The sequence below is a fragment of the Sorangium sp. So ce295 genome (assembly GCF_051527405.1).
Classification (GTDB): Bacteria; Myxococcota_A; Polyangia; order Polyangiales; family Polyangiaceae; genus Sorangium; species Sorangium cellulosum_B.
In genome coordinates this window covers 6,551,122-6,577,201 of record NZ_CP150324.1, presented here as the reverse complement: position 1 = coordinate 6,577,201, position 26,080 = coordinate 6,551,122, and the positions used below count along the sequence as shown (strand labels likewise).

At 71.6% G+C, this 26,080-nt stretch carries 26 protein-coding genes; 11 read left to right on the top strand and 15 right to left on the bottom strand.

Translation table 11 applies throughout. The annotated features are described in order from the left end of the window. Positions 1-185: 185 nt before the first annotated feature. The 6 genes from atpC to WMF11_RS24780 all read right to left on the bottom strand — a co-directional run bounded on the left by atpC (position 186) and on the right by WMF11_RS24780 (position 7,345). Positions 186-743: an ATP synthase F1 subunit epsilon gene (gene atpC / locus WMF11_RS24805; protein WP_012237077.1), complete on the bottom strand. Its 558-nt coding sequence runs from the start codon at positions 741-743 to the stop codon at positions 186-188. Between the two features lie 7 nt (positions 744-750). Then, entirely contained in the window at positions 751-2,175 is a 1,425-nt protein-coding gene (gene atpD, locus WMF11_RS24800; protein WP_012237076.1) for a F0F1 ATP synthase subunit beta, read from the bottom strand. Between the two features lie 242 nt (positions 2,176-2,417). Continuing rightward, positions 2,418-3,248 (bottom strand): 16S rRNA (adenine(1518)-N(6)/adenine(1519)-N(6))-dimethyltransferase RsmA, encoded by an 831-nt coding sequence (gene rsmA, locus WMF11_RS24795; RefSeq protein ID WP_437555130.1) that lies wholly within the window; start codon positions 3,246-3,248, stop codon positions 2,418-2,420. 9 nt (positions 3,249-3,257) lie between these two features. Next, positions 3,258-4,928: a DUF58 domain-containing protein gene (locus WMF11_RS24790; protein WP_437555129.1), complete on the bottom strand. Its 1,671-nt coding sequence runs from the start codon at positions 4,926-4,928 to the stop codon at positions 3,258-3,260. 6 nt (positions 4,929-4,934) lie between these two features. Then, positions 4,935-5,912: an AAA family ATPase gene (locus tag WMF11_RS24785; RefSeq protein ID WP_437910849.1), complete on the bottom strand. Its 978-nt coding sequence runs from the start codon at positions 5,910-5,912 to the stop codon at positions 4,935-4,937. Continuing rightward, positions 5,909-7,345 carry a DUF4350 domain-containing protein gene (locus WMF11_RS24780; protein WP_437910848.1) on the bottom strand — a complete coding sequence of 479 codons (1,437 nt, stop codon included), beginning with the start codon at positions 7,343-7,345 and terminating at the stop codon, positions 5,909-5,911. The genes WMF11_RS24785 and WMF11_RS24780 overlap by 4 nt, the downstream gene beginning before the upstream one ends. 270 nt (positions 7,346-7,615) lie before the next feature. Between WMF11_RS24780 and WMF11_RS24775 the strand changes: the two genes are divergently transcribed. The 10 genes from WMF11_RS24775 (at position 7,616) to WMF11_RS24730 (ending at position 14,807) form a co-directional block, all read left to right on the top strand. After that, a complete protein-coding gene (locus WMF11_RS24775) occupies positions 7,616-7,798 on the top strand; it encodes a hypothetical protein (RefSeq protein WP_157906850.1) in 183 nt (60 codons plus the stop codon). A 423-nt stretch (positions 7,799-8,221) separates the two neighbouring features. Then, positions 8,222-8,488: a 30S ribosomal protein S16 gene (gene rpsP / locus WMF11_RS24770; RefSeq protein ID WP_012237071.1), complete on the top strand. Its 267-nt coding sequence runs from the start codon at positions 8,222-8,224 to the stop codon at positions 8,486-8,488. Position 8,489: 1 nt separating this feature from the next. Next, positions 8,490-8,741, top strand: coding sequence for a KH domain-containing protein (locus WMF11_RS24765; RefSeq protein WP_012237070.1), 252 nt, complete (start codon positions 8,490-8,492; stop codon positions 8,739-8,741). Positions 8,742-8,753: 12 nt separating this feature from the next. Next, a complete protein-coding gene (rimM, locus tag WMF11_RS24760; protein ID WP_437910847.1) occupies positions 8,754-9,266 on the top strand; it encodes a ribosome maturation factor RimM in 513 nt (170 codons plus the stop codon). A 40-nt stretch (positions 9,267-9,306) separates the two neighbouring features. Beyond that, a complete protein-coding gene (trmD, locus tag WMF11_RS24755) occupies positions 9,307-10,101 on the top strand; it encodes a tRNA (guanosine(37)-N1)-methyltransferase TrmD (RefSeq protein ID WP_437910846.1) in 795 nt (264 codons plus the stop codon). After that, the gene (locus WMF11_RS24750) at positions 10,098-10,673 is read left to right on the top strand and encodes an RNA methyltransferase (RefSeq protein ID WP_437979133.1); all 576 of its coding nucleotides are present in this window, start codon (positions 10,098-10,100) and stop codon (positions 10,671-10,673) included. Before trmD ends, WMF11_RS24750 begins: the two co-directional genes overlap by 4 nt. Before the next feature lie 71 nt (positions 10,674-10,744). After that, positions 10,745-11,926, top strand: a complete 1,182-nt coding sequence (queG, locus tag WMF11_RS24745; protein WP_437910844.1) for a tRNA epoxyqueuosine(34) reductase QueG — start codon at positions 10,745-10,747, stop codon at positions 11,924-11,926. 72 nt (positions 11,927-11,998) lie between these two features. Then, a complete protein-coding gene (locus tag WMF11_RS24740) occupies positions 11,999-12,946 on the top strand; it encodes a lysophospholipid acyltransferase family protein (RefSeq protein ID WP_437555122.1) in 948 nt (315 codons plus the stop codon). 89 nt (positions 12,947-13,035) lie between these two features. Continuing rightward, positions 13,036-13,761, top strand: coding sequence for a DUF72 domain-containing protein (locus WMF11_RS24735; protein WP_437301456.1), 726 nt, complete (start codon positions 13,036-13,038; stop codon positions 13,759-13,761). Further along, complete coding sequence (locus WMF11_RS24730; protein WP_437555121.1) at positions 13,758-14,807, top strand: hypothetical protein; 1,050 nt, start codon at positions 13,758-13,760, stop codon at positions 14,805-14,807. The genes WMF11_RS24735 and WMF11_RS24730 overlap by 4 nt, the downstream gene beginning before the upstream one ends. Positions 14,808-15,129: 322 nt before the next feature. Here WMF11_RS24730 and rpmB read toward each other — a convergent pair whose 3' ends face one another. The 3 genes from rpmB to WMF11_RS24715 all read right to left on the bottom strand — a co-directional run bounded on the left by rpmB (position 15,130) and on the right by WMF11_RS24715 (position 17,627). Further along, on the bottom strand, positions 15,130-15,354 hold the full coding sequence (rpmB, locus tag WMF11_RS24725) for a 50S ribosomal protein L28 (protein ID WP_012237062.1): 225 nt from the start codon (positions 15,352-15,354) through the stop codon (positions 15,130-15,132). Between the two features lie 313 nt (positions 15,355-15,667). Continuing rightward, positions 15,668-16,750: a hypothetical protein gene (locus WMF11_RS24720; RefSeq protein WP_437910842.1), complete on the bottom strand. Its 1,083-nt coding sequence runs from the start codon at positions 16,748-16,750 to the stop codon at positions 15,668-15,670. Positions 16,751-16,763: 13 nt separating this feature from the next. Beyond that, positions 16,764-17,627, bottom strand: coding sequence for an N-formylglutamate amidohydrolase (locus WMF11_RS24715; RefSeq protein ID WP_437910841.1), 864 nt, complete (start codon positions 17,625-17,627; stop codon positions 16,764-16,766). A 77-nt stretch (positions 17,628-17,704) separates the two neighbouring features. On the opposite strand from WMF11_RS24715, the gene xerD reads away from it, so the two are divergent. Beyond that, on the top strand, positions 17,705-18,676 hold the full coding sequence (gene xerD, locus WMF11_RS24710) for a site-specific tyrosine recombinase XerD (protein ID WP_437979132.1): 972 nt from the start codon (positions 17,705-17,707) through the stop codon (positions 18,674-18,676). A gap of 15 nt (positions 18,677-18,691) precedes the next feature. Here xerD and WMF11_RS24705 read toward each other — a convergent pair whose 3' ends face one another. The 6 genes from WMF11_RS24705 to WMF11_RS24680 all read right to left on the bottom strand — a co-directional run bounded on the left by WMF11_RS24705 (position 18,692) and on the right by WMF11_RS24680 (position 26,051). Next, entirely contained in the window at positions 18,692-20,428 is a 1,737-nt protein-coding gene (locus WMF11_RS24705; protein WP_437910839.1) for a serine/threonine protein kinase, read from the bottom strand. 4 nt (positions 20,429-20,432) lie between these two features. Next, positions 20,433-20,972, bottom strand: coding sequence for a hypothetical protein (locus WMF11_RS24700; RefSeq protein WP_437555116.1), 540 nt, complete (start codon positions 20,970-20,972; stop codon positions 20,433-20,435). A 261-nt stretch (positions 20,973-21,233) separates the two neighbouring features. After that, positions 21,234-22,277 (bottom strand): DUF4340 domain-containing protein, encoded by a 1,044-nt coding sequence (locus WMF11_RS24695; protein WP_437910838.1) that lies wholly within the window; start codon positions 22,275-22,277, stop codon positions 21,234-21,236. Then, positions 22,274-24,268 carry a Gldg family protein gene (locus tag WMF11_RS24690; protein ID WP_437979131.1) on the bottom strand — a complete coding sequence of 665 codons (1,995 nt, stop codon included), beginning with the start codon at positions 24,266-24,268 and terminating at the stop codon, positions 22,274-22,276. Before WMF11_RS24690 ends, WMF11_RS24695 begins: the two co-directional genes overlap by 4 nt. Beyond that, positions 24,265-24,990, bottom strand: a complete 726-nt coding sequence (locus WMF11_RS24685; RefSeq protein WP_012237054.1) for an ABC transporter permease — start codon at positions 24,988-24,990, stop codon at positions 24,265-24,267. The genes WMF11_RS24690 and WMF11_RS24685 overlap by 4 nt, the downstream gene beginning before the upstream one ends. Beyond that, positions 24,987-26,051 carry an ABC transporter ATP-binding protein gene (locus WMF11_RS24680; RefSeq protein ID WP_437910836.1) on the bottom strand — a complete coding sequence of 355 codons (1,065 nt, stop codon included), beginning with the start codon at positions 26,049-26,051 and terminating at the stop codon, positions 24,987-24,989. The genes WMF11_RS24685 and WMF11_RS24680 overlap by 4 nt, the downstream gene beginning before the upstream one ends. Positions 26,052-26,080 lie beyond the last annotated feature (29 nt).

Genomic DNA, 26,080 nt, shown 5'->3' with positions numbered 1-26,080 from the left:
GCTCCGTGCGTGCGGGGCCCGCAGATCATCACGGGTGGACTCAGACGGCGTGGCGGCGTCCGCGCCAGCGCCTCGGCGGTACGGGCGGCTCGCGAAGCGGGAGACCCCCCAGTCCCTCGCGGCCTGTGTGGAGACAAGTGTCCTGTGCGGCGGCCGCACGTGCAAGGCGGTAGCCGCCAGAGACGTCACTTAGGATCGGGGAACGGAGAGCCGGGCTTCTTGTGGTCCGTCAGGCTCTCGTCGGGCTGGGAAGCCTCGACCATCTCGTCAACCGGCGGCGCCTCGGCGTGCTCGGCCAGGAAGCGCGTATCTTCGCGGACCATCGGAGGGGGCGGATCGCCGATGAGCTCGAGCTCGGTGGCGAGCCACTGCTCCTCTTCGATGAGCGCCCGGCGGCGCGGATCAGTCAGGTCGCCTTGCCAGTGGTCGAGCTCGGTATCGACCTCCTTGAGCCGGCGGCGTACCCTCACGACGTCGACGTCGTCCTTCACCGCGAAGCGCTCGGTGAGGAGCAGCGCGGTGTCGCCGGCGACCTCGACGAAGCCGTGATGGACGGCCAGGCGGTGCTCCTGACCGTTCTGGTGGTAGGTCACGAGGCCGGTCCGGAGCGCGGCGAGCAGCGGGAGGTGACCCGGGAGCACACCGAACTCGCCGGCGACGCTCGGCGCGGTCACGTCCGTGACCTGCTCGCGCAGCGCGACGCCGGTCGGCGTCACGATCTCGAGGAGGATTGTGTCGGCCATGGCTGCGTCAGGACGCCCTCTGCGACGCCTTGGCCTTCACGTCCTCAATGCCGCCCACCAGGTAGAAGTCCTGCTCCGCGACATGGTCGAGCTTGCCGTCGAGGATCTCCTCGAAGCCCGCGATCGTGTCCTTGAGCGGCACGAGCTTGCCCTCGAGCCCGGTGAACTGGGCGGCCACGAAGAACGGCTGCGACAGGAACTTCTGGATCTTGCGGGCGCGCGCCACGACGAGCTTGTCGTCCTCGCTGAGCTCGTCCATGCCGAGGATGGCGATGATGTCCTGGAGGTCCTTGTAGCGCTGCAGCGTCTGCTGGACGCGCCGCGCGACGGAGTAGTGCTTCTCACCGACGATCTGGGGGTCGAGCATCGTCGAGTTCGAGTCGAGCGGATCGACGGCGGGGTAGATGCCGAGCTCCGAGATCGCGCGCGACAGCACGGTGGTCGCATCGAGGTGGGCGAAGGCCGTGGCCGGCGCGGGGTCGGTCAGGTCGTCCGCGGGGACGTAGATCGCCTGGACGCTGGTGACGGAGCCCTTGGTCGTCGACGTGATGCGCTCCTGGAAGGCGCCCATCTCCGTCGAGAGGGTCGGCTGGTAACCGACGGCGCTCGGGATGCGTCCGAGGAGCGCGCTCACCTCGGAGCCGGCCTGGGTGAACCGGAAGATGTTGTCCACGAACAGGAGGACGTCCTGCCCCTCCTCGTCGCGGAAGTGCTCCGCCACGGCGAGCGCCGAGAGCGCGACGCGGGAGCGAGCGCCCGGGGGCTCGTTCATCTGGCCGTAGATCAGCGCGGCCTTCGAGATGACGGGGCTGCCGTCGGCGAGCTTCGACTCGCTCATCTCGAGGAAGAGGTCGTTGCCCTCGCGCGTCCGCTCGCCGACGCCGGCGAAGACCGACACGCCGCCGTGCGCCTTCGCGACGTTGTTGATGAGCTCCAGGATGAGCACCGTCTTGCCGACGCCGGCGCCGCCGAAGAGGCCGATCTTGCCGCCCTTGCGGTAGGGGGCGATCAGGTCGATGACCTTGATGCCCGTCTCGAAGACCTCGACCTTGGTCGACTGCTCGATGAACGGGGGCGGCTCCCGGTGGATCGGCGCCACCTTCTTGGCGTGAACGGGCCCGGCTTCATCGATCGGCACACCGACGACGTTCAGGATCCGGCCGAGGCACTCGTTGCCGACCGGCACCATGATGGGCTTGCCCGTGTCGCGGACTTCCATCCCGCGCACGAGGCCGTCGGTGGAGTCCATCGCGATCGTGCGCACCGACGACTCGCCGAGGTGCTGGGCGACCTCGAGCACGAGGTTGTCTGGCTCAGCCGAGATGCTCGGGTTGCTCAGCTTGAGCGCGTTCAAAATCTTGGGCAGCTGGCCAGCCGGGAAATCGACATCGACGACCGGTCCGATGACCTGGGTGATCTTTCCAACAACCATGGAGCGGGAGCCCTCCTCGTACGTGCTTTGACGAGTCGCGGGGCCCACTAGCACGGACCTGCGCGTCCGACTAGTGCCGTCTGCCAGAAATTCTGCGGGATTTTTGACAGCCGCGTCGCTGCGGACGCGCGGCATTGGGCGTGTTTTTCGGTCGCTAGGCTCCGTACGCGACGTCGGGGCGCAACGTTCATCCGCGCTCGCTCACCGGCGCTGGCGAGGGGGCGCCCGCGCGCGGCGGGCGCTCAGCGTCCTCTGGAGGCGGCGATCCGCGCAAACGCCTCCACGCTGAGCGTCTCGCCGCGAGCGTCGAGCGAGATGCCGGCGTCCTTCGCGTGCCGATCGAGCTCCTGGGAGGACCAGCCATAGAGGTTCTTCCAGGCGTTCCGGAGCGTCTTGCGGCGCGCCGAGAACGCGGCGCGCACGGCCGCTCGGAAGGCGTCCGTCTCCTCGGCGCGCCGCGGGCGCCACGGCGTCAGCACGACGACCGCCGAGTCGACCTCGGGCCTCGGGTAGAACGCGCCGGCGCGCGCGATCAGGAGGCGGCGCACGTCGAACGCGGCCTGCACGAAGACCGAGAGCGCGCCGTAGTCGGCGCTGCCCGGGGCGGCCACCAGGCGATCCGCGACCTCGAGCTGCACCATGAAGACCGCGCGATCGATCTGATGCGCGACGGTGGTCGCCTGCTCGAGGAGCCGGCCCGTGATGTGGTACGGGAGGTTGCCCGCCACCGCGTGCGGCCGCGCGTGGCCGGAGAGCGCGCCGACCCAGTCGACCTGCGCTGCGTCGGCCTCGAGCAGCGTCAAGCGGCCTTCCTCGATCGGTCCAGCGAGCTGCTCGCGCAAGATCGGGACGAGGTCGCGATCGCGCTCGATCGCGACGACGTGCGTGGCGCGATCGAGGAGCGGCCGCGTGAGCGCGCCGAGCCCTGCTCCGATCTCGATCACCGCGCCGCCCTCCGTCGTCGTGGCCGCCTCGGCGATCCGGCGCGCCGCATCGACGTCGACGAGGAAATTCTGCCCGAACCCCTTCTTCGGGGAGAGACCGCGTGTGCGCAAGAGCTCTGCGATGGCCATCGCCCGTCCTCAGATCTGCGGTGGGTGCGCCCCGTCGTGGGCTACGTCTGCGGCTCTGCTCGGCGCGGCCGCCGCGCGCAGCCGCACCACGCGCACGCCGACCTTGCGGAGCACGGCTTCGCGGCGGGTCTGAGCCACCCGCGCGCGGATGAGCACCGCCTCGGCCGCGATCGGCGCGAGCTCCTGGAACGCCTTGTTGGACGGCGTGGGGCCGCTCTGCCCCTCGTCGCCGTCGCTCTCCTGCGGTCGCGGCGCCTCCCAGGGAGGCCCGAGCCCTGGCTCGAGATCCGGGAGCGTCCACACCACGTGAACAGCCTTTCGCGAGAGCCGACGCACGGCCTCCGAGAGCTGGCCCAGCTGTGCGTCGGCCGGAGGCGACGCGAGGACATAGACCATGCTCGCGCGCGGCTTGACGCGCGCGATGTGCGTGAGCGACTCGGCGACCGCCACGGCGGGATCGCGCCGATCCGGCTCGGCGCGCGCGGGCGACTCGATGCCGTAGCTCGCGAGGTAGCGGCGCAGCGTCCGTTCGCGCTGCGAGCGCCCGAGCGGCGCCGGCGCCGAGAACGGCGCGCGCGCGCGCATCGACTCCGCGCGGGCCGCCAGCCGGTCGAGGTCGCCGCGGCGCAGATCGTCGAGCCCGCGCGCGTCGAGCGGCCTGAGGTGCTCGATGACGCGCGCCGCGACGTCCGACTCGTCGAGCTCGCTCCGATCCGCGTCGTACGTGCCGCACCCGACGGTGAGCGCCTGCGCGATCTTGTGACCATGTCCTGGGCCGTGATCGGGCGCGATCGTCACGCGCGGGCCGGGGGCCAGCACGATGAGCCCGACGCGATCGCCGCGCCCGAGGTGCCTCGTCGCGATGGCCGCGGCCTCGTCGATCATGAGATCGAGCGGAGCGCGGCCGAGCGGGCCCGCCCAGAGCTCCACGGCCGCGTCGACGAGGACCCAGACCACATCCCGCTCCTCGCGCTCGAACTCCCGCACGAGCAGTGTGCCTCGGCGCGCGCTCGCCTTCCACGCGATCTTCCGGAACGGGTCCCCCGGCTGGTGCTCTCGCAGCTCGCGCAGATCGTCTCCTTCGCCGCGTATGCGCCCGGGCTTGCCAGAGGCAGCGAGGAGGTGACTGCGTCCTCCGCGCGGCTGCGTCAGGTACGGCATGAAGGGCCGCGGGAGCACCTCGATGCCGTACGGGTTCGCGAAGGTCAGGGGCACCTCGAATAGGCCCGGGGCGCCGTGCACCTCGAGCGCGAGCCCGTGGAGCCCGTGCTGGCCGACGCGCGGCGTTCGCACGATGACCTTCACCTTGAGCCGACCCGAGGCGGAGACTTCGCCGCGGTTCGGCTCGATGCGCACGTCGAGCTGCGACGAGGCGATGGTGCGCAGCTTGACGTAGCGAGCCGCGAGGGTGTCGCGGTTCCGGACCTCGGCCTCGATCTCCACGGTGCCTCCGCGCGCGGAACGGAGGATCCGCCGCGAGCCGCCCCAGAGCATCTCGAACCCAGCCGCGCGGATGCGCGCCACCGACACCAGCGTCACGCCGCGGGCGAGCGCGATCGCGACCAGGATCGCCCCGCCCCAGCCGACGATCGCCGGCTCGCGCGCGATGAGCCCGGCGCCCATGACCGCGACGCCGGCGATGGCCAGGTGGGCGGCGGTGCGCGTGGGGTAGAGCTGCATGCGGGTTTACGCCGGCCGCGCCGCGCGCCGGTACCCTACGCGCTGAACCGCCTCGTCGATGATCGTGTCGCGCGCCTTGGGATCGACGTCGGCCTCGGGCACCAGCACCAGGCGATGGGCCAGCGTCGCTTGTGCCATGCCGCGCACGTCGTCCGGCGTGACGAACGGGCGCCCGCCGATCACCGCCGCCGCCTTGGCCGCCTGGACCAGCGCGAGCGTGGCCCGGGGCGATGCGCCGAGCAGCACGCGAGGGTGCGTGCGCGTGAACGCGGTGAGGTTCACCGCGTACTCGTACAGATCGTCCTCGACGTGGATCCTTCGCGCGACGCCCTGCAGCATGAGGAGGTCCTGGACGGAGAGCGTCGCCCGCGCCCGCGGCGCCTCGACGTTGTGCGCGCGGAGCATCGCCACCTCGTCCTTGTGCTGCGGGTAGCCGAGGCTCACGCGGATGAGGAACCTGTCGATCTGCGCCTCGGGCAGCGGGTAGGTCCCCTCGAGATCGATCGGGTTCTGCGTCGCGAGCACCATGAACGGCGACGGCAGCTCGAAGCGATCGCCCTCGATCGTCACCTGTCGCTCCTGCATGGCCTCGAGGAGGGCCGACTGGGTCTTCGCCGGGGCGCGGTTGATCTCGTCGGCGAGCACGAGGTTCGCGAAGATCGGACCGGGGCGCAGCGTGAAGGTCCCCTCCTTGGGCGACAGGACATAGGTCCCCGTGATGTCGGCGGGCAGGAGGTCGGGCGTGAACTGGATCCGCCGGACCGTCGCGCCCAGCGCGGCCGCGAACGCCTTGACCAGCGTGGTCTTCGCGACGCCGGGGACGCCCTCCAGCAGCACGTGCCCCTGCGCGAGCAGGGCGGTGAGCATCAGATCGAGGGCGCGTGACGAACCGATGTAAACGCGCGTGATCTCTCGCCGGACCGCCTCGATCCGCTCCTTGGCCGCGGAGATTTCGTCGACGGCGACGGCCTGAACCTGGTTCATCGAGCGCCTTTGTCTGAGTGGGGTGGTGCGAGCTTCGCGTCTGTTGGCGACGGGGACGCCGTCGCAGGATCGGGGGGGGCGCCGGGGTGACGTCCGCGCGGTGGCTTCCGGCCGTCGGCGCCGCAGGCGGCGAGGACATGTCGCACGACGTCGGCGGCGTGCGAGAGCGCGGGCCTGGACACGTTCGCCGGTTTGCCGGCGACGACGGACGCTTCGACTCGGTACATGGTGCCCAGAACATCCTTGAAGGCCGAGAGGGCTCGCTCGTCAAGAGATCCCTCTCGCGCGACGAGCCGCGCGACCGTCTCCTGCGCCGGATTCGCCTCCAGGCCGAACCGCAAGGACAGCGCCTCGAACAGGGCGCTCTTCAGCTCGAGGAACGCGAGGCCCCGCGGGGAAGAGGGGGCGGCGAGGACGGCGAAGCGCCCAGCTGCGCCTCCCTGCGCGACGAGCGGCGTCGGACGGGCGTACCGGGGGAGCGGGCTCCGGTACGGCCGTGCGGAGGCGCGCGCGGTCCAGATGGCGAGGCCGAGGCCGGCGAGCGCCGCGAGCGCGAGGAGGGCGCCGCCCGGAAGCCCGTCGCGGCGGGCGTCCTCGACGGCGCTCGCGAGCGCCTTGAGCTGCGCGTCGAAGTCCTTTCGGAGCGACGTCTCGCCGCCGAACGAGCTCTCTTCATCGAACCGGTTCGCGACGATGTGGAGCCGCCCTCGGCGCGGCTGAGTTCCATCCTCGTCGACCAGGTAGCGCGTCAGGCCCGAGGCGAAGGCGCGGTTGCCCGGGTACCTGAGCATCATGTTCATCAGCGCGGACGGGTCGCCCATCGCGAAGAGCCGGCCCTTGCCGACCTGCCCGGCGACGGCGAGGATCACGTCCGGCTCGCTGACAGCGCGGATCCGCAGCACGGGCGAGAGGTTCGGATGCCGGAGGCCGGTCGCGTGGTTCGTGACGAGCCGCTCGACGTGGCTGACGACGGGGTGCCGGCCGACGGAGTGGCCCCCGACGGTGTCGGCGACCGGCTCCGCGATCGCGAGGGAGGGTCGGTTCCGGAGCGCGGCGAGCGGCCGGGCTGGCGTCGGGATGCGCTCGATCTGGAATCGTCGGAGCGTGTCGTCGCCGCGGCCGAAGTCGTCGATGATGGCGAGCCGCCCGCCGGCCTTCATGAAGGAGGTCGTCTCGTCGGCGTCGAGCGTTTGCAGCGGGTGGAGGACCAGGATGCCGTCCTCGGGGCCGACCTGGCTCCAGTCGAGCACGGCGACGGGGTGGACCCTCGCGGCCCCCAGCTCCGCGCGCGCGATCTCGAGAAGCTCCGAGCAACCCTCCCAGCTCGGGTCGTTCACGTCGAAGGCGGCGCCTGCTGCTCGGGCGGGCGCGAGCAGCGCCATCAGTGCGACGAGCGCCGCCAGGAAGGAGCAGGACGTGACCTGCGAGCGCACCGGCCAACGCCGATCTTCCCGAACAAGTTCGGAAGCGGAGCGGGAACCGGAACCAGAACCCGACCCGGGACCGGATCCTGAGGAGCATGCGTGCGCAAACCACGCGCCGTGCCGCGTCATGAGCGCTGCGAACATACCACTGTCGGCCCGACCGATAACCTTGACCCGCCATCCCACATTGCTAGATTCGCTTCTAAGAGCGGGGTGCTTTCTCGCAGACCTCGTTCCACCAATTCAGCCGAGCACTCTACGAGGTGGAGGGGTTAGTCGATGCTTCCTCCGTTCATCATCGAGCAAATACGGCAGCGCGAAGAAGAGAAGGATCGGTCCAGAAGAGAAGAAATTCGACCGCGCCTCGAGCTGCCGATCGAACGCTACCCCGCACCTCGTCGTCTTCCGGACTCGGAAGAGGACGATCCCAACCGCGGCGTCATCATCCTCGATCTGGGCTGACGCCACGTGTAGCACGCGCTCCCCCGTGAACCCCCTGGAAGCGCTGCTCCAGCAATGTGTCCTGGACGACGTACCTCCGAGACATTCCCCGTTTTCCTCGCAAATTCCACGAAGTTGGCGACCGTGCATGCACGCGGACCTCGGCTCCGCGCTCGCACCGGGCTCGTCCGGCGATGACGGTTGGCGACGGTTGGCGACGGTTGGCGACTGAGCGCAAGGGGCTTCGAGCAGGCCGCAGGGGCCCGAAAGTTGTCCTCCGCGGACGTGCCCTGCTCGTGCGGGGTTGACCCTCGGCAGGATCTTCGCATAGGTTGCGCCCCCACTTCTGGCGCCGAGCACTGAACGAGCTACGCTCCGGCGCCTCCAGAGCAGGCCGTGCACAACGTGGGCACGGGCTCTTCCATATCGATCGAGGTTCTACAGATGGCCGTTCATATTCGCCTCGCCCGCGCGGGCACCAAGAAGACGCCCTTCTACCGCATCGTCGTCGCCGACCAGCGCAGCCCGCGCGGCGGCAGGTTCATCGAGCGGCTGGGCACGTACGACCCGCGCAGGACCGAGATCCGCCTCGATGTTCCGCGCGTGAGGCACTGGATCTCGAACGGCGCCCAGCCGACGCACACGGTGGCGCTGCTCCTGAAGCACCCTGGCCTGGCCCAGGCGGCCGCTCCCGCGGACGCCGCGAAGTAGCATGGCCTCGTCGACGTCTCCGCTGGTCGATCTCGTCGCGCTCGTTGCCCGCGCGCTCGTCGATCAGCCGGACCGGGTCGTCGTGCGCGAGGTCGCGGGGGACCGCTTCCCCCGGATCGAGCTGACGGTCGCGCGCGAGGATATCGGCAAGGTGATCGGCAAGGACGGGCGCACAGCGCAGTCGATCAGGACGTTGCTGAGCGCCGCCGCGAGCAAGTCGGGGCGCCGCGCGCACCTCGACATCCTCGACTGAGAAGAGCCCGACGTGGAGCGACGCTACGTTCCCGTCGCGGATGTCGCCCGTCCGCACGGCGTTCAGGGGGAGCTGCGGTTGCGCCTCTACAACGAGGCGTCCGACCTGCTCCTCACGCGCCCTCCGATCAGGCTGCGCCTTACCGACGGCTCTGCGCGGGACGCGAAGATCGTCGCGACGCGGCCCGTCGACAAGGCGCTGCTCGTGCGGATCGCCGGGATCGACGATCGGGACGCGGCCGAGGCCCTGCGCGGAGCGACGGTGTGCGTCCCTCGGGACGTGTTCGCGCCGCTCTCCGAGGGCGAGTTCTACGCCTGCGACGTGGAGGGGGCGCGCGTGATGACGCCCGATGGCGATCTGCTCGGGCACGTGAGGTCGCTCCAGTCGTACCCGACCTGCGATGTGCTCGTCGTGGAGAGGCAGGGCGCAGATTCCATCGAGATCCCGCTGACCGAGAGCTTCGTCAGCAGCGTGGACGCGGAGCGGCAGGTCGTCCAGCTGGCGACGCTGGAAGGCCTCGTCTGAGCCGCCGTTCCACGCAAGGGAGCCGTCCTCGGCAAGTTCGATGCGCATCGACGTAGTCACCCTGTTTCCGGAGCTGTTCGAGGGGTTCCTGGCGATCGGCATGGTCGGGCGCGCGCTCGCGTCGGGTGCTCTCGCCGTGCGGACGCGCAGCCCGCGTGAGTTTGGCCTCGGCCGACACCGGAGCGTGGATGACACGCCTTACGGCGGCGGCTCCGGCATGGTGATGCGCGTCGACTGCATCGTCCGCTGCCTGGAGGCGCTCGACGAAGCCGCCGCCGAAGGCGACGCGTCGAGCGCGCCTCCGGGGGCCGAGGCGACGGCGTCCTCGGGGCCTCTGCCGCGCGCGCACCGGGTGCTGCTCACGCCGCAGGGGCAGCCTTTCCGTCAGGAGAAGGCCATCGAGCTCGCGGTGCGCCCTGCCGTTGCGCTCGTTTGCGGTCGCTACGAGGGGTTCGACGAGCGGGTGCGCGCTTTCGTCGACGAGGAGATCTCGCTCGGCGACTTCGTGATGACCGGCGGCGAGGTTGCGGCGATGGCGGTGATCGATGCGTGCGTGCGCCTGCTCCCAGGGGTGCTCGGGAACGCTGTGTCGGCGGAGCACGAGTCGCACAGCCCCGCGCTGGCAGGGCTCCTGGAGTACCCGCAGTACACCCGTCCCGTGGAGTTCCGTGGGCACAAGGTGCCCGACGTGCTGCAGCAAGGAAACCACGCGGCCATCGCGCGCTGGCGACGAGCGGAGGCCGAGCTGCGGACGGCCCAGCGCAGGCCCGACCTCTGGCGCAAGGCGCGGGGGGGAGAGCCGCCCGCGGACGAGAGCGGCGAGGCGCGGCGATGAGGCTCGCGCTCGCGCTCGTTCACTACCCCGTGCTCGACCGGTCCGGGGAGACGGTGACCACGGCGATCACGAACCTCGATCTGCACGACATGGCGCGGAGCGCGCGCACGTACGGCGCCGAGCGGCTCTTCGTCGTTCATCCGGTCGCCGCTCAGCGCGCGTTGGCAGAGCGGATCAAGGAACACTGGGTGCTCGGCTCCGGCAAGCGCCGGATCCCGGATCGCGCGGTCGCGCTCGATGTGCTGAGCGTGGTCCCCAGCCTGGACGACGTGTACTCCGCGCTGAGCGGCGCAGGTCGGCGCGGCGTCGAGGTCTGGACGACCGCGGCGGCCTCGCGAGGGCTGCCGGTGACGAGCTACGCAGCGACCCGCGCGCGCCTCGCGCAAGCGAGCGACCCGGTGGTGATCCTGTTCGGCACAGGCTGGGGCCTCGCGCCAGAGGTCATCGCCGATGCCGACGTGCGGATCGAGCCGATCAGGGCGGAGGCGAGCACCGGCTACAACCACCTGAGCGTGCGCGCGGCGTGCGCGATCACGCTCGATCGGCTGCTCGGCGACCGGAACGCCGGGTGATCTCGCGTGGCGCGCGGTCGTCGAGCGTGGCGCCAGCACCGCCGCGAGGCCTTCCGGTCCATCCTCCTGCGATGAGCGAGCGCGATGCCGATCGTACCGCCGGGGAGGCGAGCGCGGCGCGAACGACGCCCGACCGGCTGGTGCGCGAGCAGGCGTTCGCGCTCGGCTTCGACGTCGTGGGCGTCGCGCGCGCCGACGAGCCGCTCGGGGTCGAGCACGCACGGTACCTGGAGTTCGTCGCGCGCGGCATGCACGGCGAGATGGGCTACCTCGCGGAATACGCGGAGCAGCGGCGCCGGCTGGACACCAGCGCGATCCTCGAAGGAGCACGCTCGGTCGTGTGCGTCGGCCGCAGGTATGCCCGGCCCAAGGAGAGCGAGCGGCGCGACCCGCCGCTCGCGCAGAGCGTCGCGCGGTACGCGCGCGGGCAGGACTATCACAACCACCTGAAGCGGCGGCTCCGCCGGCTCGCGGCGTTCATCCGCTCGCTCGCGCCATCCGTGCTCGCGCGGCCGCTCTGCGATGTCGAGCCGGTGATGGAGCGCGTCTGGGCGGCGCGCTCTGGCATCGGTTTCGTCGGCAAGAACGGGCTGATCATCACGCCGGGGCAGGGGAGCTACCAGCTGCTCGGTGAGGTGGTCACCACGCTGGATCTCGTCGCCGACGTGCCCATCGCGGAGCGCTGCGGATCGTGCACGCGCTGCCTCGACGCGTGCCCGACCCAGGCGTTCGACGCGCCGTTCGTGCTCGATCCGCGGCGCTGCATCGCGTACCTGACGATCGAACAGAGGAACGCGCCGGCCGAGGCGCTGCGGTCCGGCATGGGTGAGCACCTCTTCGGCTGCGACGTCTGCCAGGAGGTCTGCCCCTTCAACAGGACCGCGCCCCCGGCCCTCGAGCGCACCGCGCCGTTCCATCCTCTAGCCCGATGGGAAGCGCGGGACGTCGACGACCTCGTGGCGCTCGACGAGCAAGCGTTCGACGCGCTGACCGTCGGGACGCCGGTCCGGCGCGCGCGACGCGGCGGGCTCGCCCGAAACGCGACGATCGTCGCTGCGAACCGGCTGGCGAGCGGCGCAGAGGGCGCGGCGGCAGCGAGCGCGAAGCGCGCGCTCGTCGCGGCGCTCGCCCATGACGACGCCTCGGTGCGCGCCGTCGCGGCGTGGGGGATGAGCCACGCAGCGGGCGGCGAGCCGGCGAGCCCGGGCGCGCCGAGGCCTGACGGGCCGAACGAGGATCCCGGTGCAGGTTGAGGCGCGCCGCCCGCCGCGATCGAACGCAGCGCGGGAGCGCGGCGGTGCTCGGGCGCTCTTCGCGGGGGCCCGATGATCCGCTACGGTGTGCGCCGGCAAGGCGCCGCGCGCACGAGCACCAACGTGGATCTCCCCTCCAGGCTCCGAGCGCTCCTCGACGATCTACGCCGGCACGATTCCGTCCTCTGGCGGCGGGCGGTCGACGCTGGGGTGACCTACGGCCCGGACCTCCTCGTCCGGCACAGCCCTGCGTTGTTCGGGCTCGTCGTCGGGGCGGTGTTGCCGGAGCAGCGGAGGGCCGTGCGCCGGAACCTGCAGCTGGCGCTGGGCGAGCGGGGGACGCTCGACGAGTACCGCGACGTCGCCCGGGTGTTCATCAACTTCGCCAGCTGTCTCACGGACGCGTTCATCGCGGGCAGCAGCCGGCCCGATCGGCTCACCGGCCTGTGCGTGAACGACGAGCACTTCACGAACGCGTTCCGGCGGGGCCTCGGCGTGATCGTCGTCACGGCGCATACCGGCGGCTGGCAGGCCGCCGCGCCGCTGCTGCGATCGGTGCACGCGGCCGACGTGCTCATCGTGATGCAGCGCGAGCGCGACGAGCGAGCGCAGGCCATCCAGGACGGCACGCGAGATCGGGTCGGCGTACGGATGCAGCACGTTGCCGACGATCCGCTCGCGGTGCTCCCGCTGCTCGCGCACCTCAGGCGGCAGGGCGTCGTGGCCATCCAGATCGATCGCCTTCCGTCCGGGATGCGCGGGCGCGACGTCGAGCTCTTCGGGCGACCCTGGCGCGTCCCGGAGGGCCCGCTTCAGCTGGCGGCGGTCAGCGGCGCGCCGATCGTCCCTGTGTTCACGCGGCGGACCGGCTTCATGGAGTACGAGATCTGCATCGCGCCGCCCATCTCGCTCCCCCGCAAGCCAGGATCGTCCGAGCTCGACGTGGCAGCGCGGCAGATCACGGCGGAGATGGAGCGTTTCCTCCGGGACAACCCGACGCAGTGGTTCCACTTCGAATAAATCAAGGATTTTGCTCCTCAAATGAGAAATCGCGCCGCCGTCGGGCACGCGCTGCATCGGCGCGCAAGGTGGGTTAAGAGTCCGCGCTGATGGCCCGCCTCCTCGTCGGACTGCCCTCGCTCAAGGGCGATATCCAGAAGTACAAAGATCGCTTCGATCTGGTCGAGCTCCGCCCGCTCGATACGTCGCTGCCTCGCGCGACGACGCTGCGCAAGTGGCGCAAGGCGGTGCCGCCGGGCTTCGTCTTCAGCGTGGTGCTGCCGCGCGTTGTCGGCGAGCTCGCCGGCGGGCGCGACCTCGACGAGGCGCTCTCGGCCTCGCTCGAGGTGGCGGCCGTGCTGGAGGCGCGGTGCGTCCTGCTCCAGACGCCGGCGTCGCTCCGGCCAACGGCGAGCAACCGCAAGAAGCTCGCGGCGCTCTTCGAGCGCCTGCCCGCCGAAGGGGTCGTGCGCTGCTGGGAGCCCTCCGGCATCTGGGAGCGCGACGACATCGTCGCGACCGCGCGCGCCGCGAAGGTCATCCCGGTGCTCGACGTGGCGCGCGACGCGCCGCCGCCCGGGCCGATCGTCTATACACGGCTGCGCGCGCTCGGGCGGTCCTCGTCGATGGGAGCGGCCGCGCTCGAGCGGGTCGCCGAGCGCCTGCGCGGACGGCGTGAGGTGTTCCTGGTCGTCGAGGGAGACCGCGCGCCGCAGATCAAGTCGCTGCTCGCGGCGGCGCTCGCCCGCACGCCCGATCGCTCGACGGCGTCGGCTGTGGTAAGGCCGACCATGCCCATGCCCAGCACCCTCGTCGCCGAGGACGAGGAGCAGTGATCCGCGGCGCGGCAGCCACCGCGAGCGACGCTTTTGCGGCTTCGGCCGCGCGGGCCGCGCTCGAGTCCTCCGGCAGCGCGATCGACGCGATCGTCGCCGGCTTCTTCGCTGCAGCTGGCGCGCAGCCCGACGTGCTGCTCGCGCCCGCCGTCGCGCTGGCGGCCGGCGTCGGCGTCGGCGCGAGGGCGTTCGATGGACGGGCGATCCAGCCTGGGCGCGGCGCGCCGCGGCCGCGCGGGTTCGTCGATGGGCAGAGCGTCCCGGAGGCCGCGCACGTCGCTGTTCCGCGCTCGCTCGGCATGCTGGTCCTGCTGCATGGCTATCTCGGACGGGCGCGGCTCCGTGAGCTGGTTCGCTCCGGTGTGGTCGCGGCGGAGCGCGCCGGCGCGACCGGGCGCGCCGCGCTGCTCCGCGAGGTCGGCTCGCTCGGCGCGGTGGCGCTCCGGGCGCGCGACGTGGAGCGGGCGCTGCTGGCCGTCGGCGGGGCGGTCGCAGGGGGGACGCTGACCGCCGAGGACATCGCCGAAGCGGTGCCCGCCGAGGTGGAAGCCGCGTCGACCACGATCGCGGAGGGGGCGACCGCGCTCCAGGCGCCGTGGCCGGTAGGGGATGTGGCGCGACCCACGGACGCCATCGTCGCCTGCGACGGCTGGGGCACGGTCGCAGCGCTCGCCTACACGCGCACCGACGATGGCATCACCGTCCCCGAGCTCGAGATCGTGCTCGGCCGCGACGCCGTCCCGGTGCGCCGCGGGATCACGCGCCTCGCCCCCGGCACGCCCCTGCCCGCGGCCGCTCCGATCGGGATCCTCCAGCGCGGCGCCTTCGGGGCTGCGATCGCGCTCGCAGGCAAGCCCACGATCGAGGTGAGCGTCCTCACCGCGCTCCTCGGCGGCAACGCGCTCGAAGCTGCCCTTCATGATGTCCGCACGCAGCAGGGCGCCAGCGCCGCCATCGCCGTCCTGCGCGACGAGCGCGACGCGCGCACGGCCAACCTCGCAGCCGGCTTCATGGCGGGGGCAGGGACGCAGCCAGCGGAGGGGTGAGCGCAGCGGGCGTCGGTCGGCCGAAGCGGAGATCGGCCGGCCATGCGGCTTCCGTCAGCCGACGCGACGCGGGCCATCGAGGGCGCCGTGGAGGCGCGCCGAGGCGGCAGGGAGGTACAGCGAGCCGCTGCGCAACGTGCGCTGCGGCCGACGCCTGCCAGCTCGCACTGGCTGCATGCGCCGCGTGCCGTCACGCACGCGGCACTTCCAGGGCCGGAGATGGATGGAGGTGAACCCCGAGAGGGGGAGAACAGAGCGCGGCGCGCATCCAGCCGCGAAGCGGCGGCCGACATTCAGGCCGGCCGGCGCGCTGACGCTGGGCCTAGAGCGCGACGCCGTAGCGCTTCGCGTAGGCGACAACGCCGATCTTGTCGATCGTGCGGATGTCGCGCGTCGTGAGGTTGAGCTTCACGAAGCGGTTGAGCTCGGGGACCCAGACGCGCCGGGTCTGGATGTTCACGAGCTGCCAGCGCTTCGTCTTGATGTTGGAGTGGGAGACATTCTGCGCCAGAAGCTTCCGCTTCCCAGTGATGTCGCTCTTCGCCATGACGTCCTCGGTTGGAAGGGGCCCTGCGTCGGTGCCCCGACCGTAAATCGAACCAGCTGGCCGGGCGCACGCCCTGCGCGGGGGAGCAGGGGGGCTCGGGAGCGCGGGAAAGTGAAGGAAGCCGGGGGACATGTCAAGCGTCCTCCGGGGGGTTCATCGCGGCCGCTGGCTGGAAATCTCTGTCGGAGGGGTTGAGCGCGCGCTGACGCCGGCCGGACGCAGAACGGGATGGGGAAGCGCGGGTCGCAAGCCGGCCCGGACGAGCCCCTCCCCTCGGTATCCCCGACGCCTTACGCGCCTGCTGACGCGCGGCCTAGGTCAGCCACTCGCCGCCCGAGGGCGGACGCCGATCCCGCCCGTCCTTCTCGTTCTCGGGGCGGCGGGAGTGCAGATCGATACGCCGGGCGTCGGCTGCCAGGCGCCAGGCCAGGATCTGGAAGAGGCCGAGGCTCGTGATGGCGGACGTCGCCGCGAACGCAAGGCCCGCGGAGAGCACGATGACGATGTCCCGGGGCGAGAAGGTGTCGAGATGCGCGAGCCTGCCAACGACCAGGTCGGCCGTGAAGGCAAGCACCACAGCGACCGCAAGGATCGACCCGGCGCCCGTCGTCTCCGCACCCATGAAACCGGTAAGGCTGGATAGGACCGCCAGGATCACCAGCAAGGCGCCGAGATGGCCCAGGTGCGGGTCGTGCAGAGCCAGCTGTCCGATCGCATGCCCGAAGGATGGGAGCGTGACGAGGAAGGCGGCGACGAGCAGCCACCGCGCGCCGCTGTAGGCCCTGTAGCGAGACCGGAAGACGAGCGCCGCCGGGAGCGCTATCGCCGCGATGGCCCGGGCGGTTCCCCAGCCAACTGCGGTCCCCGAGCTCTGGAGGCCGAGGACGGTCGCGATCGCCCCGAGCACCACCATGGCGACGGCGCGCTGCCGGTAGCTCACCGACGTGAGCGCGGTGAACAGCGCGACGATGCCCAGGACGAACGCTGGCGGCCCCGCGACAACGCCGTCCGGGCGGAGCCCAGCGAGCGACAGGCCGCCGAGCAGAAGGAAGCCGGCGCCCACCGCAGCACACCAGATCCGCGCCGCGTCCTGCGCTGGACGCATCGGCGCCAGGTCCTCCATGAGCGCTTCGGACGCGAGGAGCGGCTTGGTGACGTGCTCGCGCGTGCTCGGGGGCGCCACCTCGATCGGGATGGCCGGGTTCGACTCTAGGCGCCGATCGACCGGCGCGACGCTGATCGACGCCGCAGCCGGTCCCTCCTGCGCGGGGTCGGCCGGGCTGTCGCCGGCTGGGGCGCCCTCCGGCTGGGCAGGCGCGGCCTTTTCCCGGTCGGCGATCGCGCGACGGCTCGCTGGCGGGCGGTCGCGGCTCGCCTCTCCGAAAGGCTTTTCCATTGATGGAGCTGGATCAGATCTCACGGGCGTCGAAGGGAGGGCTGCTGCGGAGCTGACCGAGCAGCTCGGCTGAGGTGAGCCGCGCGACCAGGGTGCGCCCGAAGTCTCGCACGGCAGGGAATCCTTGCCCATCCATGGCAAGGGATTGCTCGTCCATGTACAGCCGGCGTGCAATCTCGATTTGCACGGCGTGGACGGCACGGTGCGGTTGGCCGTAGTGTGCGGTGCTGAAGCCCCCTTTATAGGGGTCATCATGGCGCACGGAGAAGCCGCAGGCGCGCGCGTGCTGATCGACCACGTCGATCACCGCGCTCGCGGCGGTCGTCCGCCCGCGCGTGCCGGGGACGATGTCGGCCCGAGCGATCGCGCCCTCCGCGTGGCCGCGGCGGCCCTGGCTCGGCATCGAGTGCGCGCAGAGGAGGATCGCGAAGCCGAAGCGCTCGCGCTTGCGGGCGAGGAGCGCGCTGAGGGCGCCGTGGTAGGGGCGATAGAAGCGGTCGAGCCGGCGCTCCACCTCCTGCCGCGGCAGCCGAGCGGCAAGGATGGGCTCGCCGTCCGTGGTCATGCGCCAGATGAGCCCCCGCGGGTAGGGCGCCCGGCCGCCGCCCTCGACCGCGTCGCCGTCGCAGTCGGTCTCGCTCCGGTTGAGATCGACGACCAGCCGGCTCATCCTGGAGAAGAGGAGCGTCGCCCCCTCGGCCGGAGCGTCCTGGAAGAGCGCGTCGACGTACAGGTCCGCGTCGCGCCCGATGCTGCGCGCCGGCGCGATGGTCCAGGACAGCGACTCTGGGTCCACGTGGACGCCCGCGTGCGGTACCTCGACGAGGACCGGGCTTTCCGCTCCGCGGGGCTCGATGACCTCGAAGGCTGACACCACGGGGCCCACTGTGACGCATTCCGCGTCCGGCTGGAACCAGGACGGGGAGGTGAAACGCCGGAAGGGAGGAAGACGTATTGCCGTTCGGGGCGTTCTGGGTCGATCCGCTCCGGCCCGGCTTTCTGGCGCGCTTCGCCGCTTTCGACGTACCGTTGGCCGTGGACCTTGCGACCTGGGTGGACGCCTACCTGGATCACCTTCGCGTCGAGCGGGCTCTGGCGCCCCTGACGCTCGAGGCCTACGGCCATGATCTCGCCAAGCTCGTCGCCCATGCCGAGGCGAGCGGCGTCACGACCGTCGACGGGCTCGACCAGGCGCTGATCGGCACCTACCTGGTCGCGCTCGGCCAGGCGGGCATCAGCGCCAGCTCGGCGGCGCGCCACCTCTCCGCGGTCCGCGGGTTCATCCGCTTCCTGCTCCGCGAGCGCCGCATCGAGCGGGATCCGTGCGCGCTGGTCGAGCGACCCAGGGTCGGGCGGCGGCTGCCCAAGGTGCTCTCGTTCGACGAGATAGCGCTCCTCATCGAGGCGCCCGAGCAAGGGACGTTCAAGGGGCTGCGCGATCGCGCGATGCTCCACGTGATGTACGCGGCCGGCTTGCGCGTCAGCGAGGTGGTGCGCCTCAAGCTCGCGGACATCGACCGGCGCAAAGGGATCGTGATGGCGCTCGGCAAGGGGGGGAAGCGGCGGCTCGTGCCGCTCGGCGAGCCGGCGCTCGCGGCCATCGACGCCTACCTGGAGCTGCGCGCGACGCACCCGCGCAGCGCGGCGAGCCAGGTGCTGTTCCTCTCGCCGCGCGGCGGGCCGCTCACCAGGCAGGCGGTGTGGAAGCTCCTCGGCGGATACGCGCGCGCCGTGGGCATCGCCAAGCCGAGCTCGCCGCACAAGCTCCGCCACTCGTTCGCGACGCACCTGCTCGAGGGGGGCGCGGATCTCCGGAGCGTCCAGGCGCTCCTCGGTCATGCGAACGTCGTGACGACCGAGATCTACACGCACCTCGCCGACGACCACGTGCGCGCCGCGTACCGTCGGGCGCACCCTCGCGCGTGATCGCGCGCAAGACGGCTATTTGCAGCGCTTGAGGAATTTGCCGCAAGGCTTGCTCGCCGGCTGCCCCGCTGGCTGAGCCGGGGGGATCTCGGTGAGCTGGAACTCTTGCACGAGCGGCGTCCCGGCCTTGACGACCACGCTCAGGCTCCGCGGGAAGTAGCCGGTTCGCTTGACGCTCACCTTGTGAACCCCAGGGGTGAGCCCGAGCTCGACCTCCGGGGCCTGCGTCACCTTGCCGTCGATGGTGATCTCCTCGCAGGCGACGGGCTTGCAGGAGATCTTCACCGTCGCGTCGGTCGCCACGCCGGCGTCGGTCGAGGCGCCGGCGTCGATCGGGGGCTCGGCGGCCGGGGTCCCGGCGTCGGCGGCCGGCGCGCTGTGGGCTGGCTCCGGCGGAGCGGGCTCGGCCGACGGCGCGGGGGGAGCCGCCGCGGAAGCGCTGGTCGAGGCGCTGGGGCTCGGCTGCGCCTTGTCCTTGCGGTCCAGGACGTACCACGCGGCGGCCGTGCCCCCGACGAGCAGCACACCAACGATGCCCACCATCAGGGAGGCCGCCTTGCCCCACGGCGACCGGGGCGCGGTGCTGACCGCCGTCAGCGCGGGAACGCCGCTTCGGCGGGATGCGGTCTGGCTCTGGGCCGAAGGCGACGGCGCCTGTCCGGCGGGCGCGTCGGCAGAAGGCTGCGGCGAGGGCGCCAGCGGCGGCGAGGGCGAAAACGGCGCGTGCGACGGCTGCGGCGAGGGTGAAAACGGCGAGGGCACCAGCTGCGTGGCGTCGCCGGGCGGCAAGGGCGCGGGCGCGCTCGCCGCGGTGACCGCGACGGCCGGCGGCGCGGGCGCGACCGCCTCGTTCACCGAAGGAGACAGAGCGAGCGTCGAGCCCACCTCGATCGCGGCCGCCGAGAAGCCGCTGAGCATGGCCGCGAGCTCGCTTGCCGAGCGGAAGCGCTCGCGCGGATCGTGCGCCAGCGCGCGCGCGAAGGCGCCGTCGAGCACAGGGCTCAGCGGGACGCCGAGCTCCGCGGCCCGCACGGACGCGGCGAGGCGCGGCGCCATGAGCTCGCGCTGCCAGCCCTGGACGTCGACCTGACCCTGGCAGGAACGCCAGTACGAGCGGCCCGTGAGCGCGAAGAAAGAGACCAGCGCCGCGGAGAAGATGTCGGCGGCTGGTCCCGCCTGGCCGCCCGGCTGAAGCTGCTCGGGCGCTAGCCACGGCGCGGAGAGGAGGTACCCCTCCTGCGTCGGCACCATGCTCCGCGCGAGGGACGGCCCGAAGTCGGTGAGCTTCACGCTGCCCGGAGCGCTCGGGTCGATGAAGAGGTTCGTCGGCTTGAGGCCGTGGTGGGGGACCTCGCGGGCGTGGGCAGCGTCGAGCACCGCCGCGAGAGAGCGGAGCATCGAGCCGACCTCCTCGAAGCCCATCGGCCGGCGACGCGCGAGCTCGGCGAGCGACGGAAACGGGATCATGTCCGTCACCGTGAAGGGCGCGGCCGTCGCCGGGTCGTAGCCGGCCTCGAGGATGTGCGCGGCGAGCTCTGGCGGCAGCCTGTTCGTCTCGGCCACGTACCGCTGGAGGTGCTGCATCGCGTCCGCGCGCTGACCGACGACGGGCGAGTACAGCTTGATGGCGACGTCGCGCGCTTGCGCCGTCACCGCGCGGAAGGTGGCCGTCGCGCCCCCGTAGCCGAGGAGCGAGCGGACCGAGAACCTCCCCGCGATGACGCTGCCCGGCGCGACGTTCGGTGCCGTCACGCGATCACTCCGCCGCGACCGAGATCGACTCGATCGATTGCAGGATGGTCTCGTCGGCGCCGGAGTTGTCGTCCTCGGGGACGAAGCCGAGCCCCAGCACGATCTCCCCGTCCTTCCCGGCGTCGCCGAAGATCAGCAGCGGGCCCTTCCTGGCCCCGCGGGTCGCGCCCTCTTTCTGCCACAGGCCGATCTTCCGCCCGGCGACGTCCTTGATGTCGTCGGGCTTCTTCCAGTTCACCTTCTTCTTGGGCAAGGTCACGTTGATCTCGCGCGCCAGCGCCTCGAGCGCGGCGTCGCGCTTCTCGATCGCCTGCTTGCCTTCGCCCGCGTCGATCTGCGCCGTCGCGAAGGCCGGGCCCTCGTCGGCGGCCTGCGCGATCGTGGCGCTCTCCGCCTGGGCATAGGTCCAACCCTTCGCGGGCGTGAACACGAGTGAGCTCTGGGCGATCTTCGCCCGGGTCGATGCCTCTGCCTGGCACTGCTCGTCGAGCGCCTTGCAGGGCTTCGGAGCAGGGGGAGGCGGAGGCGGAGGCGCCTCAATCACGGCCGGCGGCGGCGCTACGGGTTGCGGTGGAGGCGGCGAACCGCACGCCGTCGCGAGCGCCGCCGCAGCGCTCAGCGCTAGGGTAGGCAATCGTCGGAAGAACATTGCGCCCGAGCGTTGCAGGACCGGACCCGGTACGGCAAGTAAAGAGCGACTGGGGGGCGACAGCTTGCGCCGCAGGACGCGGCCGGCGCCTCGCGGAAGGCTGACCGCGCCGACCGCGCCGGGCGGCTACTCCGGCGCGGTCGCGAGGCGCAAGGGCTACTTGACGACGGCGCCGACGTCCTGTTCGACCTGCTCAGCGACGCCTACCGGCACCTTGCCGTAGAGGCGGGTGCGCTCCGTGACCAGGAAATAGTCGGGCTTGCCGCTCGCCCCGGGGGGGCCCTTCACGAGCTCGGCGAAGCCGATGTCGCCAGAGCGGCCTGTGTACTCGATCCGCACCACGACCTCCTTCTGCTCCGGGGCAACGGCCACGTACTCGGTCGGACGGAGACGGTCGAGCTTGCTCATCCAGTTGCCTACCGTCTCGTCGTTCTGCTCGGGGCTCGCCGGATCGGCCCAGAACTTCTTGCCCTCGTCGCCGCTGCGCACGACCTCGCGGCGCTTGTCCCCGGCGATGACGCGCGCCCTAGCGAGATCGACGTCCTTCCACTCGTGCAGATCCCGCTCCAGGAGGCGTGACTCCGCGGTGTCGAGATCGCGGTAGATGTCGCCCTTGATGGCGTACACCTCGCCCGTGGCCTCGTCGCGCGCGTACCGGTCCGCGCCGCCGGGCGTCGCGCCGCCGAGGACCAGCTTTCGCTCGGCGCCGCGCAGCTTGACGGTGAGCGTGCCCTCGGGCTCGGCCAGCCCGAACTCGGCCGCGCGGTCGTCCGCGATGCGGCCGATCGAGCGCAGCGCCTTCAGCGGCGCGATCGCCTCGGCGAGCTTGTTGCCGGCGGCCACCGAGACGAACGTCGTCGTCTTGACCGTCGGCTCAGCCTCCGCGGGCGGCTCGTCGTCGTGCGCCCCGTCGTCGGGCTTGTGCGGGTCCTTCGGCTTCTCGGCCGGGGGCGTCGTCTTGCGCTCCGCCGTGCCGACGAAGTAGCGGCCCTCCTTGTCCTTCTTCGCCTCGAGGACGACCGTCTTCGATTTCCCTTCGAAGGCGATGCGCTCGACATCGTCGGCCCGGCCGGTCCAGACGGTCACGTCCGCGACCGAGAGGGCGGCCGCCTTCTCGTCGCGCGTCCAGACGAGGACCGCGGACAAGGCCGCGACCACAAGAAGGCCGAGGTGCACGAAAAAGCTGCGTTCCAACCTCATGCGCGCCTCCCGCTCGCGCGCCGCCCGCGGCGCGTGATGAAGAGCCCGAGACCCAGCACCATGGCCGGCGCCACGAGGATCGTGGCCCAGAACCACACCTGGTCCTTCTCCTTCGTGTGCTCGATCCGGACGTCCTCGCTCGTCGTGATCTCCCCGGCGTAGCTCTCCTCGCCGCCGAGCCACCGGAGCGCGTCCAGCGCGAGCACGATGTTGGGCTCGTTCCTGAACGCCGCGTCGCTGAACACGTCGGCGTCGGCGACCACGAACGCGCGCAGCTCCTTCTTCTCCTTGTCGTCCCCGCCAGGCGCGAGCTCCTTCGAGACCGCCGCCGCGAGGTTGTAGACGCTGCGCTTCTCGCCGCCTTCGTCGAACTTGAAGTTGCCGTTCGCGTCGGCGAACGTCTCGCCCAGCGAGCGGACGACGAAGTCGATCTTGAGGCCGCCGTCCTCGCGCTTGTCGAGCGACGACGCTCCCGGGAAGATCGTCGGCGCCTGCTGCGAGTGGCGGCTCAGCGTCGACACCGAGGCGTGCGAGGAGTACCGCGTCGTGACCAGCATCCCCTGGTCCGAGTCGTTGTAGCGCCGCCGCACGTACACCCGATCGTTCGCCAGGACCTCGGGCTTCCACGTGAGCCCCACGGCGCCGGCGAGCGGATCCAGATCGACCTTGGCGTCCGGATCGAGCGCGAGCAAGAGGTGCCCGCCCTCATCGGCGTGCCGCTTGAGCGCCGCGACCTCCTCCGGGAGGAACGCCTTCTGCGGGCCGAGCACGATGACGACGCTCGCGTCCTTCGGGATCTCGCTGCCGAGCCCCTGGGCGAGCCCGAGGTCCTTGATGACGTAGTTCTGGGACTCGAGCAGCTTGCGGAGGTTCTTGGTAGTCCGCCCCTCGGGGGAGCTGGCCGACTCGTTCAGCTCGCCGTGGCCGACCGTCAGGTAGGCGGTGCGCTGCGGCCGGATCACCTTGAGCAGCACCTTCTGGAAGTCGGCGTCGAGGCTCTTCAGCTTGGCGCCCGCGCTCTTGATGTCGGAGCCGACGGTGAGCGTCTCGCGCGAGCCGTCGCGCGAGAGCACGATGACGCCGTCTTGCGTGACCTTCGCCTCCTTGGCGAGCGCGGGGACGAGCAGGCGATCCTGCACCTCCACGGTGATCTGCGGCGACGCCGCCTTCACCTCGCGCAGGTAGCCCTCCACCTCGGCGCCGACCTCGTTCTGCTGCGGGTAGAAGGCCGTGATCTTGAGCGGCGCGGTCAGGCTCTCGGCGACGCGCTTCGTGGACTCGCCCGGGCGGGCGGTGCGGTAGTACGAGAAGTCCGCCTTGAGATCGAGCTTGCTCGCGGCGAACACGAAGAGCGCGGAGTAGACCGCGGCGAACCCGAGCGTCAGGCCCGAGAGCGTCGCGGCGCGCACCCGCCGGCCCTCGATGCGCTCGGCGCGCCGCATCGGCGCGAGCGCCGCCTCGCCGAAGAACAGCGGCACCGTCGCCATGACGAGCAGCGCGACCCAGGCGACCGTCGTGGCCGCGTCGATGCGCCCGCGCAGCTCGGGCGCGGCGCGCGAGACGCCGACCATGGCCTGCCCCGCGTCGGTCGTGGTGAAGTAGGCCGCCACCGCGACGACGCCGAGCGCCGACAGGATCGCGAGCGCGCGCTCGACCGCGCGGCGCTCGCCCGACTCGCGCACCGCGGTCGCGAAGCGCAGCGCGGTGACGAGGACCAGGGTCAAGAACCCGAGCCCCGACAGGGCATAGCGGAGCCACTCGATCGTGGGCACCACGCGCTCGCCGAGGAAGAGGGCGAGGAGCGCGCCCGCGTACGCCGGGACCATCCAGCCCCCGGCGCGGAGCGCGGGCGGCGCGGGCGGCGCGAGCGGCGCGGCGGGCGCCGGCTCGCCGGCCGGCGGGGCCTCTCGCCCTGCGTCCGGCAGGGACGCGGAGCCCGCTCCCTCGCCGCGGATCTCGGCCTCGTCGGCCTGAGCTTGCTTGTCCTTCACCGCCACCTCCGCGCCTTCAGGGTGTGGGTCGCGGCGAGCAGGAAGAAGTACGCGACCGCGACGTAGTACACGACGTTCTCCAGCCGGAGCACGCCGTTCAGGAACGGCTTCTGGTTGAGCGGGTAGAGGTTCAGCGCGCTCACGAAGTCGTTGAGCGGCGGCTCCGTCACGCGGGCGACGAGGAACAGGAAGCCGAGCGTCCCGATGATCGCCGCCCCGAGGATGACCGCGATGACCTGGCTCGCCGCGAGCGTCGAGGCGAAGAGCCCGATCGCGAGCGACGCGGCGCCGAGCAGCAGCACCCCGGAGTAGCCGACAAGGATGTGCCCGACGGACACCTTGCCGTTCACGAAGATGAGCAGCGGCATGTAGATCGTGATCGCCGTCATCAACGAGACCAGCGCGAGCGCGGCGAGGAACTTGCCGACGATGATCTCGCCGTCGCGCACGGGCGCGGTCTTGAGCAGGATGAGCGTCCCGCTCTCGCGCTCGCCGGCGATGAGCCGCATCGAGAGGATGAGCGCCGCGACCATCGTGATGAACGCCGTGCCGTCGAAGAACTTGAGCAGCACCTCCGCCGACAGCCGCGCGCCCGAGCCGAGCGCCGCGACCTGGAAGTAGATGCCGTCGATGAGCAGCGCAGCGGCAGCGACGACGTACCCGAGCGGTGATCTCAGGTACGCGGACAGCTCCCGCCGCGCGACGAGCAATGTCCCTCTCATGTCTCGCCCTCGCCTTCCTCCGCCTGCTCCTCCGCAGGGGCCTTCCTTGCATCGCCGCCGGCCCTCGCCCTGCCGGCCGCGGCGGACCTGTCCTTCGCCCCGGGCGCCCCACGCGAGGCGAGCCGCAGGAACACCGACTCGAGCTCGCGCTCGCTCCGCTTCACCTCGAGGATGCCGATGCCCGCCTGCACGAGCTCGGCGCACAGCGCCGCGCGCACGTCGCGGTCGGCCTCGACCGCGAAGCTCACGACGTCGCCCCCCGGCTCGGTCGTGGTGAGCTGCTCGACGGACGTGACGCCCTCCACCGCGCGCGCGAGTTCGAGCGCGCGCGCCGCCTCGCCGCGGTCCGCGCCCTCGGGGCCGCGCACCGTGAGCTCGACCCGGACGCCGTGGAGCAGCTTGGCCGAGAGCTCCTGCTCGGTCCCCTGCGCGCCGATCTCGCCGTCCCGGATCACGAGGATGCGATCGCACGTCTCGCTGATCTCGGAGAGGATGTGGCTGGAGAGCACGATGGTGTGCTTGCCGCGCAGGCTCCGGAGCAGGGCGCGCATCTCGACGATCTGCACGGGATCCAGCCCGCTGATCGGCTCGTCCAGGACGAGCAGCCGCGGCTTGTGCACGATCGCCTGCGCGATGCCGACGCGCTGCTTGAAGCCGTGGGACAGCGAGCTGATGGGATCCGCGGCCACGTCGTCGAGCTGCGTCACCGCGAGCGCCTCGGCCACCCGCGCGTCGGCCGCGCCGGCGTCGACGCCGCGCAGGCGCGCGGCGAAGTGGAGGAAGGCGCGCACGCTCATCTCGTCGTAGAGCGGCGGCCTGTCGGGGAGGTATCCGATGCGGGACCGCACCTCGTGGGGGTGGTCGACGACATCCAGTCCGTCCACGAGCACACGGCCCGCGGACGGGAGCAGATCGCAGGCGAGGATCCTGAGCGTCGTCGTCTTGCCCGCGCCGTTCAGGCCGAGCAGACCGACGATCTCTCCCGCCTCGATCGAGAACGACAGGGGCCCGATGGCCTTCCGGTCGCCGTAGTACTTGTATAGGTCGCTGATTTCGATCACGGCCGTGCACCCCTCCGCGAAGGGAAGAA